The sequence below is a fragment of the Rothia sp. HMSC069C01 genome (assembly GCF_001814655.1).
GTDB lineage: Bacteria > Actinomycetota > Actinomycetes > Actinomycetales > Micrococcaceae > Rothia > Rothia dentocariosa.
Map to the genome: position 1 here is coordinate 24060 of NZ_KV817383.1, position 13419 is coordinate 37478.

Here is a 13419-nt window from a genome sequence, read left to right on the forward strand (position 1 = left end):
TGTCAGGAATTTTCCAGATTTTGCAAATATTTTTTATAACAGGGTGTAAATAAGTGGATATATTACACAATAAAGAATAGATATGTATTATAAAATTAAAATAACTCTTTCTCTAAACTTCTTACAATAAGAAATATTGAATATTTTATCCATGAAATACATGTGCTTGAGTCAGATCTATCCAAGTATTACCCCGGCTTCGCATTGCAGGAATTGGCGTAAGCCCTGGGGCTTGAGAGTTAATACCCGCATAGGAAGATGCTCGCAAAAACTAAGACATGTAACATGTAGGGGATATTCGTTTACTATGGAAGGAACCGAGCATGAAGCTTTCTGCCCGCAACCAGCTCACTGGCACCATTGTTGAGATTACCGAAGGCGCTACCAACGGCATTGTAAAGATTGAGATCGCTCCCGGTCTGATTGTTTCTTCCTCGATTACCAACGCCGCTATTGAGGAGCTTGGGCTGCAGGTTGGCAAGCCCGCTACCGCTATTATCAAGGCATCCAACGTCATGGTTGGTGTTGAGGACTAATCCTCTCCCCTATGCGCCCGAGTGCTCCCGGCACCGGGCAACACGAAAGAAGCAAAGCTCGATCCCGGTATGGTTTACGATAACCGCACCGGGATCAAGCACGTTAAAACTAGTTACAGAGGCTCCGAGCCTTAAGCCTTCAGAGAGTCGAGCCGAGCGAGTTCATCGCACACAGAGCTTGCAACAGTATCAGCCGATGAGGAGTTGTTATGCCCCGTAACCAGTCCATTAGTCGCTGCCGCTGAGCCCCTGTAAGGCCTCTTCCAGCGAATATAGTCTGCTCCGCGTTCTTTGGCTAGTTCTTCGGCGTTATAGGGAACTTTTCGAGACACTAAAGAAAGCTTCTCTTCCATCCACGAGGGCCCAGCCAGTATTTTGCCGTTCACCAGGTAGCTTCCGTCGCTCAGGCGCACGTTGAGAAGCCCGCAGTACCCGTGCCCTATGGATGCGACGACCGCACCCCGCTCGTATGTGCTGGCGATGAGGTTGTGCAGCTCGGAGTTATGCGTGAAGTCGAACATGGCGCCGTGCCCACCGGCTAGGCATATAGTATCGTAGGTGTTCGGGTCTATGGATCGGAGGGGGCGGGTGTTTTTCAGGAGCGCCATGCGTTCCGGGCTGTTCAGCCAGGATTTTGCGCTCTCATTGCGGAACGGGAATTTCAGGGAGCGAGGTTCTAAGGGGACGTCTCCCCCGCGCGGACTGGCGATGTCTTGCTCGAAGCCCTCCCACTCAAACCTATCCCAGGCGGTCGTCAGCCCAGATAGCCACAGCCCCGTCGGGTCGCCATTATCTTACTGACCAACATTCGTCACGATGTGCAAGATTCTTTTAGCCATGAACCTATATTAGCTGGGGTATAGGGTGATGTTTACACGTTAGTCACACAGAACCACACCCATTGATAGGTCTTGCGGTACACAGTGTCGTGATGTAAATATTTGGGAATATATTACTCATATTCAACCAGTATGAATAGGTTCTATAATTTTGGCAATATCCTACTCTAAACAAAACGCTATTTGTTCTAGATAGTTCATAGCTTACTTATCGTTTGCCAGTGATTAGGGGCTCCTATAAGTGAAATAGGGACTCCCTAAACTTTTAGATACGTTTGTATGACTGCTGGCAACAAGTTTTTTATTACCGACGGCGAAACGGTCTAATAGAAACTGTACAAGTGTAAGTTGTCCGAAAGTACGTTTCCAGTCGGTATTTATGCAGTCAAGGTCAGTATGGGTACCTGTAGCAGGTAACTTAGGCGAGATAATATGTACTTTGTTAAAAAGCGACTGTGATGAGCGCATGTGTTTCGCACTAAGTTAAGAGCCTTAAGCCAGCTGTGCAGCTGAAGCGAGCAAAGGTCACACTGCTCTCGCTGACAGTAGATGGCGAGCCCGTCTATCTCTCGGTCCTGGCTGATGGGCAGGTAGATGGCTGCCTTGCGGGGTGTCATCGACGTCGTGTTCATAAACCCAAACTACCGCATAAAACGTAAGAGACGTACAGAGCCCTATCCACACCCGATTATACCTGACTGACGATCCCCTACAAGCCGACGACCGCAGGACAGCACGTGCGAAGGATTGTCTACAACTCGTAGTTAAACAGGGTGAGCAAATGACGGATCGCGGTGGGATGGTCGTCGGCCTCCGCCGCTTCGCGCGCTAACCATGACAGGCGTGCGGCCTCTTCGACCGCATACTTCGCGGTGATCGACTCTGCGAGGTTGCTCGTGCCTGTCGTAATTCTCCGTCCGTAGTTGGTCGGATCGTTCATCTCCCGGAGTCCGCTGTTGGCGAGACTCTTGAAGAAATCACGAAGGTCCCAGTCGTAGATGATCGGCTTATTGTTGAGCGCATATTGCGCAGTGCGCATCTCAAGATAAAACGACGAGAGCGGAACGTTGTTCCAGGACTTCCAGGTCTTCACGAGACGGATAAGGCCCTTGGCGCGACCGTCAGTTTCCTTCTGCGCCCTATCTACGTACTCCAGGTGGACTGCCGGGTTGCTTCGTATCCATCCGGTGCTATCAGGATCGGGAATATCATAATCGTCGGTGTCCCGGATATAGGCGGGCGTAATCTCCACATCGGGACCGTCATCGAAGTAGCGCAGACGCACGGCTGGACGGTCAATTGAGATGTACGCGCCAGGTATGCCGCGCGACAGCGATGCGCGCAGTTCTTCGAGAGCCGTCGAGGAGACAGAGGGACGACTGCCGCGCATCGAGACGAAGTAGTCCACGTCGCTGACCCTGTCGAGCGCAGTGCCGTGATGCCATGAGCCTGTCTCACGCATGCGGATAATCCCCAGGTCGCACGTGAGCCAGTCCTCGATCTCCTTGCGGTGCTTCGCAGCGGCAGTGCGCGCTGACTCGTCTGGAGTCATCGTGCGGATCAGCGACTCCAACGTGGAAAGTGCTGTCGCACTCACGAGGCATCAACCTCGAACTGCTGCCCACCGTCCCGGTCGATGTTGCGCTTGGCCTTATTGTAGGCAAAGCGCGGAATCGGGTCTGAGGTGTGGTCAAGATCGGAAGCACGTTCGGCGAGTCCGTCGAGCGCTTCCCGAAGAACAGAGATCTCATCGCTGGGAACCTGCACGTGCAACACACGCCGTGCGTCGTTCCGCAATGTCGTGTAGTCGTTGCCTCGAGCCACAGCCCGCTCAGCGAGTTTGTCGGGACGGCTGCTCGTCAGTAGCGCAGCAGCAATGGCCGCTACCACCGCAAGGATTCCTGACGCGACCTGAGCATCGGTGGCGAACGTCAGCACCGCAGCCAGTGTGCTGAGCCCCGCAGTGAGGACACCGAGAGTCCAGTGGAGCGTCCTCCACGCTTTGGCTGCCTCGAACTGGCCCTGCGCCGAGAAGACCGCGCTTTCGTGAACGCGAGCCACCTCCGCCTGGATGGCCGCTCGCTGCGATTCTCCCATCATCAGTGCCTCCCTGCGCGACGAATACCGGCCCGCACACTAGGAACGGGCGCGGGTTGGATGAGCAGGTCAGTAGTCACAGGCCAACTCCGACTCGTACAGTGCCTTGGCGCTCTGGGCATTGCGGATCGCCTCCCGCACGCGAGGCTTGGTGACGTCGAGGACACGCAACACGCCACCCGTCTCGGCCACGGACTCGATGCGGCGGAAGTCGTTCGCGAACCGCTCGGCGAAGTCAGCCAGTCCTCGCAGTTTCGGCAGCGCGTCGGAAAGGTGGTGCCCGTGCGGGTCTACGAGGTCCACGGCGACGCCGCCGTCGTGGTTGGTGCCGAAGAAGATGAAGTCAGGGCGCAGCGCCTTCCAGTCGCCTACCTCGTCCTTGTACGCCACGGCGAGGGATTCCTTCGCGGCCCGCTCAGGGTTACGGTACCAGCCCTGGAAGCCGGGCTGCGCGGCTTCAGAGTCGAGGACCTTGCGTTCCCACTCGTTCAAGGTGATCGGGACTGTCCCGTCCGCGGATGCGAGCAGATGCATCTCGCGGGTGGGCAAGTCCTCCTCGGAGCCGTCCGGATGGCGTACCTTGGTGTCGGCCTGGCCGTTCTTCGGCGTAGTGAGGCTGATCGGCTCTGGGGTGGTAGACATCGACTCCAGACGGTCGTACTCAGCCTGGCGCTCGTCGGTCAGCCCCTTGCGTGCTACGCGAGTCCGCGTAAGCCAGTCACGGGCTAGCGCATCTGCCTCGGCTTCGACGGCCTGCGCTATCTCGGGGACACGCCCGAGAGAGGCGACAGTGATGTGAGCTTCGAGGAGTTCGTCTTCGTCGCCGTCTGGCCCGACCAGGTGGCCGACGTAGGAGGCGCACAAAGCCGGGCTCAACACACGGGTGGACGTGCGGTAGTAGTCCTCGATGGCGCGCGGGTCAGCACTGACAGAGAACGGGCGGTAGGAGAACCCGCCGCCGATCCGGCCTCGGACTTCCTCGCCTTCCATTGTGAGCACGTCCTCGCGTGCCTTCGTGATCTTCTCCCTATACTGCACCGCCCGCCCGTTGAGGACAGCGTGTAGGTGCTTGTACGCCTGCTCCACAGCCTCATCTATGAGGTGGTCTTTCGACAGAGCCGTAGCCAGTGCAGTGAGCCTGCGGATGGGCTTGACGTTCTTCTTCGGGATCGTCACCGAGGGGATGGCTGAGAACCGCTCCCACACTGCCTGAGCGATGGCAGGGTTCGCATACAGCGGGATCGGGTCGAACAGTACCCTGCGGCCTAGACCACCGCCACCGTCTTCTCCTTCGTCGGCGTCCTTACTCGTGGCCCCCTTCATCAGCAGTTCCGCGACACCAGTCGCGGTCTTGCGGTCGAACAGCGGGAGCAGACAGTCCACCGAGTTCAGCAGTTCGTTGCCGGGAATGCGCCGAGCCAGCGGTGTGCGCATCATCCGCCCGAGCAGCTGCGTGATGTGGGTGCGGTCCTTGGCCGGACGGAACGAGACGAGCACCTCGGCTCGTGGGCAGTCCCAGCCGGTGGAGATCGCACTCTTGGCAAGCAACACCCGCACATGCGTTGTGTCCTGAACCCTCTGCGGCTCGATATACGGCACGACCTGCTGCCCGACGGTCAGGTCCGCGTGCTCTCCGAAGACGTTTGCCACAGCGTCGTAGGGCAAGTCCGGCCAGGCCTCGTAGATCGTGTCCAGTGTTCGGGTGAGGGCCTCATGTGAAGGTTTATCTCCGACCTGAACCACCATCAGTGGGCGAACGGCTTCGGTCTCACCCTGCTCGCGCGCATAGTCGCTCCAGGCGCGCTCTGAGGCCTTGATCTTCTCGACGGCCTTGGTCAGGAGCACGGTCTCGAACGCGCCATCCTCGGCAGGGATCGACAGGGCAATGTCGTCCTTTAAGAGTCCCGACGCCTGGACCAACGCGGAGTCAACCTGTACTGATGGGAGGGCGTCACGACCCTTGGCGTCCTTCATCGCGGCCTCGAACCGCTCAACCGTGGCCGAGATACCGAAGACGACGGGCATCGCAGGCACGCTGCCCTGGCCGTTGATGAGCCGCTGCACGATGGTGAACCGTTCGCGTGCGCGCGTACCCATACCGCGGTGCGCTTCGTCGAGCACGAGGTAAAGGGTCAGATCTTTGTTGGCAATGGTGTTCGTGATCGTGTCGTAGATAGAGGACTGGACCTCGTCCGGACGCGGTTCTAGGCCCGGAATCACATCATTGACTTCGGGCGCACCCTTGACCAGGCGGGAGTTCTTGCTCAGCTTCTGCGTGTTGAGGAAGTACACATTGCCCGGCCGGAAAGTTGGCTCGGAGAACGTCGTGGGCACAACGCACAGACAGCGGTCCAACTCGCTCGCGGCGGCCTGGACTCGCGCACGAGACTGCTCGTTCAGAGCCGGGTCGTCCGAGAACCACAGCACGACCGCGCCTGGGTCACCCGTGAAGTCGAACTCGTCGTTACCGAAAAACAGTGATTCAATCACGGCGGCGGCCATTACGGTCTTGCCCGCACCCGTGGTCGCCGTGAGTGAGAACTGCGATAGCGCACCGTAACGACGGTATGAGTCTCGGGCACGTTCCAGGTTCCGCAGCACATCCCGGACGGCCTCGGCCTGGTAGTCCTTCAGCGTGTAACGCATCTACATGCTCCGTCCCGTGTTGATCTCGAAGTTCTGGAGGTACGACTCGTATAGCCTCACCGGCAAGACACCATTGTGCAGTTCCCGGCACACCATCTGGAAGGAACTGTCGTCATCCGTGATGACATAGGCGATCTCGATGCCATCACGAGCGTTCACAGCCGCAACGAACTCGTCGGCTTGATCCAGGTTCTCTAGGACGCCATAGGCTTCAGCCACGTCCCAGCCGTCCTCACCAAGGTCGTAGATGATCCGACCGTGCGAGCCCGCCCGCAGCCACAGAATCGGCGCGACCCTCTCAAACGCCCGATTGTGTCGGACTGACAGCGAAGCCTCGTAGGTGAGGGTGAAGAACGCGGCGTTCTCCTTGAAGCCCTCAGACATGGGGAACTCGTCAGTGAACTTGTAGTCCCCCTTTATCGGTGCGCCCTCCGGGGTCTGGCCGGAGATCGCAGCCGTGAGGCGCGGCTTCGTGATGTAGTCACAGATGCCCAGCGCCTCCCAGTCAGAATCACCAGGACGAAGTTTCTGCTTACGGAGTCTCGCCTGCTCGTCTGCCGAAACCTCGTTATTGGTCACCGATATGCACTGCCGACGCCCACCGTCCTGGCGATTCAAGCGCATCACCGCATGCGCCGTCGTTCCCGAACCAGCGAAGAAGTCAAGTATAACCGCCTCTGGCTTATCTTTAACGAAGAACCGCAAGGTATCCTCGACAGCGTACAGCGACTTCGGGAACGGGAACTTGCGTCCCGGAAGCATGGCGCGAAGAAATGTCGACCCGTATACGCTGGCGTCGTGGGAGTCTCGCACCCAAAGTGTTCTCGGCGCTGCACTCCCCCCCAGGTTCGATCCGGAGTCTGACCACGACAGATCGAGGCCGCCTCCCAGAAGCTCGCCATTCGATACGATCTCACCTGCTTCAATAGCCTTGATCTGCCCGGATTTGAGGAAGAGCACAGCCCATTGCTCCGTGGAGCGATTCCATGATCCCCGCTTCGCGTATCCCTGCTCAAGAAGCGAGCGAAGTCGGGGGGCGCCCACTTGCCAGCGCCCTTCAGAGCCATCGGATCGTAGCGGCCAGCAGGCTTTCAGTCCTGGAATCGGAGGCGTGATGGAGTTTCGGTCGACATCCATAGGGAGCGCATCACCAACTGTCGTGATTTGTTCTGTCTCCGGATCCACCCATACCGGATAGAACATATTTGGTCTTGAAGAGCGGGAAGCATCATCCCCTCGTCGCAAGAGGCTGTTCCAAATGGTCTTTTGCTTCCGTGGCGCCTCAGCGTTGGTCAGCATGTTGTCACCACTCGGTAGGACTTTTGCATCGCCAAGATAAATGACGAAGAGGTATTCATCGGCGCGGGAAAATCTTCCTGGCCTGCTCGAACCCTTCTTGTTCGTCATCGACGCCACCATCTGGATGTCTGCCTCCGGGAACGTCTGTTCCAGCAAAAGTCCCAGCCGAAGGTACTCCTTCTCGTCAATCGTGACGATCAGCACTGATTCTTCTGGGTTAAGCAGTTCACGAGCGAGCTTCAGGCGTCGCTCCATGAAAGCCAGCCACTTCGAATGCCGATAGTCGTCATCACTGGCAACGTAATCGTTGTTGTACTTCCAGTCTTTTGCGCCGGTATTGTACGGCGGGTCAATATAGATAGCGTCGATGGCGTGCCTGTGCGTGTACGTCAGCATCTCCAAGGCGTGGTAGTTCTCCGCGTTGATAACCGTGTGGAACGGCTTGTCCCCGCCCCGCTCGACCCTGCCTGTCTCCACCAGGCCGGGGTAGATGCGGTCGCGGAACTCCGCAACGACCACAACGTCGTCAGCGAGGATAGAGTGGGTCTTAGGCTCTTCGGCGTCCAACTCCGCGAGATACGTCACCCGCTGTCCATTGACCCGTTTGATCCCCGAAACTCGCCACAGCCGCTGGTCGCCGATATTCGTCTTCCCGCGGGGCGCAAGCATCCGTACCTTGTCGCCACGTCGCACCGGCCTACCGGGTAATTCGACTGCTTCGGGCTGATGTTGCTCGAAGACGAGTCCGAACGTACGGCGCTTGATCAGCGCAGCGATCTCGGCTTCCAAGTCAGCACCGAGTTGCGGATCAGTCTTACGCGCCTGCCGCAGCAGCTCCGTCAGTCTCGACAATGGTATACCCTCCTCGCCCGCACTTATGCGAACTAGCTCTTACTTCTTGCTCCCAGACGTTAGCCCTGTCCTAAACTCAACCACATCACCGTCGGCCATGATGTAGTCTTTGCCTTCCATGCGGACTTTGCCGCGGGCTTTTGCTTCGTTCATGGAGCCTGCCGCATCCAGGTCATCGAAGGAAACTACCTCGGCCTTGATGAAGCCACGCTCAAAATCGGAGTGGATCACGCCCGCCGCCTGCGGTGCCGTGTCACCCTTATAGATCGTCCAGGCGCGCGATTCCTTCGGGCCAGCCGTCAGGTAGGTCTGCAGCCCCAGGGTTGAGAAGCCCACGCGAGCCAGCTGGTCCAGGCCGGACTCATCCTGACCGCTCATTTCCAGCATTTCGCGGGCTTCCTCCTCGGAGAGCTCCACCATGTCAGCCTCAAGTTTCGCATCCAAGAAAACAGCCTCCGCCGGGGCTACCAGCTCACGCAGCTGGGCCTGCTTCTCCTCAGAAGCCAGCACACCATCATCCGCGTTAAACACGTAGATGAAAGGCTTAGCGGTCAGCAGGTTCAGCTCCTTCAAATGCGCCATCTCAAGCTTCTCAGCAGCCGCACGCGAGAAAATCGTGTTCCCATCCTCAAGAATCTGCTGCGCCTGCTTGTAAGTCTCCAGCTGGGCGGCATCGCCCTTCTTAATCTTCACGGCCTTCTCAAGACGCGGAATCGCATTCTCCAAAGTCTGCAAATCCGCCAAAATCAGCTCGGTATTAATGGTCTCCATGTCGGAGGCAGGATCAACCTTACCGTCCACGTGAATCACGTCAGGGTCATCAAACGCGCGCACCACCTGCGCGATCGCGTGTGCCTCACGAATATTAGCCAGGAACTTATTCCCCAGCCCCTCACCCTCAGAGGCGCCCTTTACAATACCCGCAATATCAACGAACGAGACGGTTGCGGGCAGGATACGCTCAGACCCGAAAATCTCGGCGAGCCGGTTCAGGCGGGCATCCGGCAGGTTCACCACACCGATATTCGGCTCAATCGTAGCGAACGGGTAGTTAGCCGCCAGCACCGTGTTGCGGGTGAGCGCGTTGAACAGGGTGGACTTGCCCACGTTAGGAAGACCGACAATGCCGATAGTCAGAGCCACAGAAAATCCTTCATAATGACGACGATAATTCGCCCACAACCCCGAGTGATACCAGGCGCAGGCACAGACAGTTAACATTCTACCGCGCGGGCGGTTACTCTGCGCTGAAGGGTGAGGTTCGTGCTCCTTCCCCGCCGGATACGCGCCCGCCCTCCCCCGCTATTTTGGAGTTTATTTTGTATTGGGCGACTTAAATGGCCATCTGACGCACAATAACTCGCAAAAGAGAACACCGCCGAGGCGGCGCATCCAAAAAAACCATGACACCTGTCATGGGTACGTCATGACAGCACGCACTTATAGCACCCGGCACAAGCTGGTGTACTAGAAGCATGAACACGACAACAGTTATTCAGGCAGAGAATCTGACCCAAGTTTTCCGGGTTCCAGGCGGCACCCTCACCGCCGTTGATAATCTCGACCTCACCATCAGCAAGGGCGAAATCATAGCCCTGCTCGGCCCCAACGGGGCAGGCAAAACCACTCTCATTGATATGATTCTGGGGCTGACCGAACCGGCGCGAGGAACCCTCACCGTGCAAGGTATCTCCCCTAAAAAGGCGGTGCAGCGCGGCGATATTGGGGCCGTTCTGCAAACCGGCGGGCTCCTCAAAGACCTGACCGTGCGGCAAACCCTCGAAATGCTCGCCACGCTCTATCCCACCCGCATCGACATTGATGAGGTGCTTGCCAGCGCAGACCTGACCGAGCTGGCGCATCGCAAAGTCGGCAAATGCTCCGGCGGGCAGCAGCAGCGCATCCGGTTTGCTATCGCCACCATGCATGACCCCAATATCCTTATTCTGGATGAGCCCACCACCGGCATGGATGTTACCGCCCGCCGCACCTTCTGGGAACGCATGGATAAGCTCGCCGAAACCGGCAAAACCATTATCTTCGCAACCCACTACTTGGAAGAGGCGCAGAACTTCGCGCAGCGCATTGTGCTCATGCGTGACGGCGCCATTATTGCCGATGGTACGTCCGAAGAAATCCGTGACCTTACCGGGTACCGGCACGTGAGCTTCCTGGTGGATGCGCCCCTCACTTTTGACGATCTACCGCATCAGCAGGTCGAAATTACCCAGGAAAACGGCAAATACCGCCACCGACTGAACGTCTCGGATGCCGAAGATTTCGTGCGGCTTCTGCTCAACACACAGATTGTGAGTGACCTTGAAATCGTGAAGCCCTCCATGGACGAATCCTTCATGCTCCTCACCTCAGACACCGATTCAGCCGCATCTAGCGCCACAAAGGAGTCCTAGACATGCTACGTTACACGCTCTACGAAATTCGCCGGTCGGTATTGTCGCCGTCTTCCGTGTTTTACACAATCATCCTGCCTGTGGGGCTCTACATGCTCTTCGGCGCGCTGCAGGACTACGCAAAGGTCAAAGTCGCAGACGGTAACGCCTCCGCCTATGTCATGATCGGCATGGCACTCTACGGCGCTATCAGCAGCACCGTATCGGTCAGTGGCTTGACCGTGGTCGAAAACGTGGCCGGATGGGGCAGGCAGCTAGCCCTCACCCCCATGAATACCGGTAAATATCTGTTTTCCAAATGCTGTGTGGCGTTCGTAATGGCGGCGGTACCCGTCATAGCAGTGAACATTGCTGCCCGCCTTACCGGAATCGATATACCGCTAAATCAGCAGATCGCCTGCGCCGCGCTCAGCATACTATGCGCTATGGTCTTCGGGTTCTTCGGGCTGGCCATCGGGCTTCTGGTACCCAGCGAAAGCGCAGTGGGTATTGCCAACGGCGTTCTGGTGGTGTTCTCATTCTTCGGCACGCTCTTTGCCCCGCTCACCAAAGACCTTATGCCCTACGCCCGGTTCACTCCGCTGTACGGTGCCGCCGAAATCTCCCGCTATCCCTTCACTCAAGGGCTCACGATTATCAACGGTAGCGGCCCCGACTGGAACATGATCGAACCACTCTGGTACGGCGTTGTTAGCTTCGCTGCCTGGGGCGCGCTGTTCATTCTGGCGACCATGCTCCTTATGCGGCGAACCACGCGGCGCTAGGTCTTTCACGACAACGGCTGCTAGGTTTTGGGCGCATCCGGTATTCACACCGCCGGATGCGCCCTCTGCGCTACGCACAAAGTCGTCTTTATACTAGAGTCCAGGAGGAGCATATGACACCGCTAAAACCCCGCAATAAAACACCTGAAAACCGCACTATCGACTGGATTAGCCTAGGATTCTCCGCACCTTGGCTCGTATACCTGGGGTACATCTACGACGGTCTTTTAGAGCCTAATGCTCCGGTGTGGAAGCATGTGTACGTCATTATCTGCCTGGCCGTTTTTTCGATCATAGATGTTGCCGCGTATACGGTCCCCTGGGTTCTTCCGGCGTCATCATATTTCAGGCGGATGCTTCTCTGGACGGCTCTTCTCCTCATGCCCGTATGTGGCGTAATGCTGATAGCCGCCATTCCACCGGCAGATGTACTCATCGGGTTCACCATTTATTTTGTGGCACTGTGGACTTTTGCCGAGGACATTCCCTACAGCACGCGGATTCGCGGCGCCTTCGTCATAGCGGCAGTTTCCTGGATAATTTATATGTTCTCTGACGGGTTTCCTATCAATTTTGCGGATAAATCCCGTCTAACCTTATCGTTGGGAATCCCTATGATCGGGATTATGGCGTTCTCCTACCTAATCCAGCTGAGTAAAAACGCCGACAAAACCCAAGCGAAACTTGATATGGTCAGCGAGCGCGAGCGCATCGCCCGCGATGTACATGACGTGCTCGGGCATTCTCTGACCGTGATCACACTTAAGGCTGATTTGGCGCGTAAACTTCTGCATGTTGACCCTGACCGTGCCGATGCGGAGCTTGAGGCGATTGCCCAGCTTTCTCGGTCTTCGCTGGCGGAGGTTCGTTCGACAGTGACGCGGCTGCGCATCCCGGATTTTTCGGGCGAGATTCAGGCGTCGGCGCGTGCCTTGCAGACGGCGTCGATCGCCGCGAAACTGCCCGATGCGGAACGTGCTCTCTCAGTGTTTGGGGTGAATTCTTCGCTTTTTTCGTGGGTGCTGCGTGAGGCTGTGACGAATATTGTGCGGCATTCGCAGGCCGGTTTTTGTGAGGTGCGGTTGAGTAATACCGGGCTTGAAATTCTTGATAATGGGGTGGGTATTCCCGCCGAGTATGCCGCCGGAAGCGGTATTAAGGGCATGAAGAGCCGTGTGGAGTCTGCGGGCGGAACCCTTATTGTTGAGGATGCTCCGGCGCACTGGCTGCGGGCGCATCCTGCCGGTTCTGGGGCGGTGGACGTTAGGGGTACGCGGGTTCGGGTTAGTATGGACGGTAATACCGCCGAGATCGAGCTTTCGGGAGATACAGATGATTAAGATTATGCTCGCCGATGACCAGCAGCTTGTGCGTGAGGCGCTGGCCGCGCTGTTGGGGCTTGAACACGATATTGAGGTGGTCGCGCAGGTTGGCGGCGGCGATGAGGTTATTCCGGCGATCAACCGGTATCACCCGGATGTGGTGCTTCTCGATATCGAAATGCCCGGTTCTGAGCTCTCCAGCGGTATTGATGTGGCGGCTGCGATTCGGGATGCGAAACTGGTGACGCTCACCGGCGAGCCGGTGCGTTCGCTCATTGTGACGACCTTCGGCAGACCGGGGTACCTGCGGCGTGCTCTCGCCGCTGGGGCGAGCGGGTTTATGGTGAAGGATACGAGCGCATCCCAGCTGGCGGAGGGTATTCGGCGTGTTCATGCGGGTATGCATGTGGTGGATCCGGCGTTGGCGGCAGAGTCTTTGGCGTATGGGGAGTCTCCGCTAACCGAGCGTGAGACCGAAATTCTGCGGGTTGCCGGTCATGGTGCTACGGCGCGCGCTATTGGTGAGCAGCTGTTCCTCTCCCCCGGTACGGTGCGCAACCATCTGTCTTCTGCGATGGCGAAGCTTAACGCCTCGAACCGGCAGGAGGCAATACGTATAGCCGCCGATAACGGTTGGCTTTAGGGCTTCCTGC

Annotated in this window: 12 protein-coding genes; 5 read left to right on the forward strand and 7 right to left on the reverse strand. The window is 57.5% G+C overall.

The genetic code is table 11. The features are described from left to right. Positions 1–323 precede the first annotated feature (323 nt). A complete protein-coding gene (locus HMPREF2981_RS03120) occupies positions 324–536 on the forward strand; it encodes a TOBE domain-containing protein (protein WP_070660758.1) in 213 nt (70 codons plus the stop codon). Between the two features lie 131 nt (positions 537–667). Here the strand turns inward: HMPREF2981_RS03120 and HMPREF2981_RS03125 are convergent, their stop codons facing one another. The 7 genes from HMPREF2981_RS03125 to ychF all read right to left on the reverse strand — a co-directional run bounded on the left by HMPREF2981_RS03125 (position 668) and on the right by ychF (position 9412). Then, complete coding sequence (locus HMPREF2981_RS03125; RefSeq protein ID WP_246825236.1) at positions 668–1144, reverse strand: type 1 glutamine amidotransferase domain-containing protein; 477 nt, start codon at positions 1142–1144, stop codon at positions 668–670. 608 nt (positions 1145–1752) lie between these two features. Beyond that, complete coding sequence (locus tag HMPREF2981_RS11245; RefSeq protein WP_141756657.1) at positions 1753–2007, reverse strand: Abi family protein; 255 nt, start codon at positions 2005–2007, stop codon at positions 1753–1755. A 119-nt stretch (positions 2008–2126) separates the two neighbouring features. After that, a complete protein-coding gene (locus tag HMPREF2981_RS03130) occupies positions 2127–2972 on the reverse strand; it encodes a nucleotidyltransferase domain-containing protein (RefSeq protein ID WP_141756658.1) in 846 nt (281 codons plus the stop codon). Next, the gene (locus tag HMPREF2981_RS03135) at positions 2969–3475 is read right to left on the reverse strand and encodes an SLATT domain-containing protein (RefSeq protein WP_070660764.1); all 507 of its coding nucleotides are present in this window, start codon (positions 3473–3475) and stop codon (positions 2969–2971) included. Before HMPREF2981_RS03135 ends, HMPREF2981_RS03130 begins: the two co-directional genes overlap by 4 nt. Positions 3476–3541: 66 nt before the next feature. Further along, positions 3542–6118, reverse strand: coding sequence for a DEAD/DEAH box helicase (locus HMPREF2981_RS03140; RefSeq protein WP_070660766.1), 2577 nt, complete (start codon positions 6116–6118; stop codon positions 3542–3544). After that, the gene (locus HMPREF2981_RS03145) at positions 6119–8269 is read right to left on the reverse strand and encodes a site-specific DNA-methyltransferase (RefSeq protein ID WP_070660769.1); all 2151 of its coding nucleotides are present in this window, start codon (positions 8267–8269) and stop codon (positions 6119–6121) included. It lies immediately after the preceding gene. A 39-nt stretch (positions 8270–8308) separates the two neighbouring features. After that, on the reverse strand, positions 8309–9412 hold the full coding sequence (gene ychF, locus HMPREF2981_RS03150; RefSeq protein WP_070660771.1) for a redox-regulated ATPase YchF: 1104 nt from the start codon (positions 9410–9412) through the stop codon (positions 8309–8311). Between the two features lie 332 nt (positions 9413–9744). Between ychF and HMPREF2981_RS03155 the strand changes: the two genes are divergently transcribed. The 4 genes from HMPREF2981_RS03155 (at position 9745) to HMPREF2981_RS03170 (ending at position 13409) form a co-directional block, all read left to right on the forward strand. Further along, positions 9745–10680: an ABC transporter ATP-binding protein gene (locus HMPREF2981_RS03155; RefSeq protein WP_070660774.1), complete on the forward strand. Its 936-nt coding sequence runs from the start codon at positions 9745–9747 to the stop codon at positions 10678–10680. Positions 10681–10682: 2 nt separating this feature from the next. Further along, complete coding sequence (locus tag HMPREF2981_RS03160; RefSeq protein WP_070660777.1) at positions 10683–11444, forward strand: ABC transporter permease; 762 nt, start codon at positions 10683–10685, stop codon at positions 11442–11444. Between the two features lie 113 nt (positions 11445–11557). Beyond that, a complete protein-coding gene (locus HMPREF2981_RS03165; protein WP_070660779.1) occupies positions 11558–12784 on the forward strand; it encodes a sensor histidine kinase in 1227 nt (408 codons plus the stop codon). Next, a complete protein-coding gene (locus HMPREF2981_RS03170) occupies positions 12777–13409 on the forward strand; it encodes a response regulator transcription factor (protein WP_070660781.1) in 633 nt (210 codons plus the stop codon). The genes HMPREF2981_RS03165 and HMPREF2981_RS03170 overlap by 8 nt, the downstream gene beginning before the upstream one ends. Positions 13410–13419 lie beyond the last annotated feature (10 nt).

What these genes read in the sequence shown, in the direction of transcription:
- HMPREF2981_RS03120 (WP_070660758.1), top strand. Translation starts at nt 324, where the DNA reads ATGAAGCTTTCTGCCCGCAACCAGCTCACTGGCACCATTGTTGAGATT.
- HMPREF2981_RS11245 (WP_141756657.1), bottom strand. Translation starts at nt 2,007, where the DNA reads ATGAACACGACGTCGATGACACCCCGCAAGGCAGCCATCTACCTGCCC.
- HMPREF2981_RS03125 (WP_246825236.1), bottom strand. Translation starts at nt 1,144, where the DNA reads ATGGCGCTCCTGAAAAACACCCGCCCCCTCCGATCCATAGACCCGAAC.
- HMPREF2981_RS03170 (WP_070660781.1), top strand. Translation starts at nt 12,777, where the DNA reads ATGATTAAGATTATGCTCGCCGATGACCAGCAGCTTGTGCGTGAGGCG.
- HMPREF2981_RS03155 (WP_070660774.1), top strand. Translation starts at nt 9,745, where the DNA reads ATGAACACGACAACAGTTATTCAGGCAGAGAATCTGACCCAAGTTTTC.
- HMPREF2981_RS03135 (WP_070660764.1), bottom strand. Translation starts at nt 3,475, where the DNA reads ATGATGGGAGAATCGCAGCGAGCGGCCATCCAGGCGGAGGTGGCTCGC.
- HMPREF2981_RS03140 (WP_070660766.1), bottom strand. Translation starts at nt 6,118, where the DNA reads ATGCGTTACACGCTGAAGGACTACCAGGCCGAGGCCGTCCGGGATGTG.
- HMPREF2981_RS03160 (WP_070660777.1), top strand. Translation starts at nt 10,683, where the DNA reads ATGCTACGTTACACGCTCTACGAAATTCGCCGGTCGGTATTGTCGCCG.
- HMPREF2981_RS03165 (WP_070660779.1), top strand. Translation starts at nt 11,558, where the DNA reads ATGACACCGCTAAAACCCCGCAATAAAACACCTGAAAACCGCACTATC.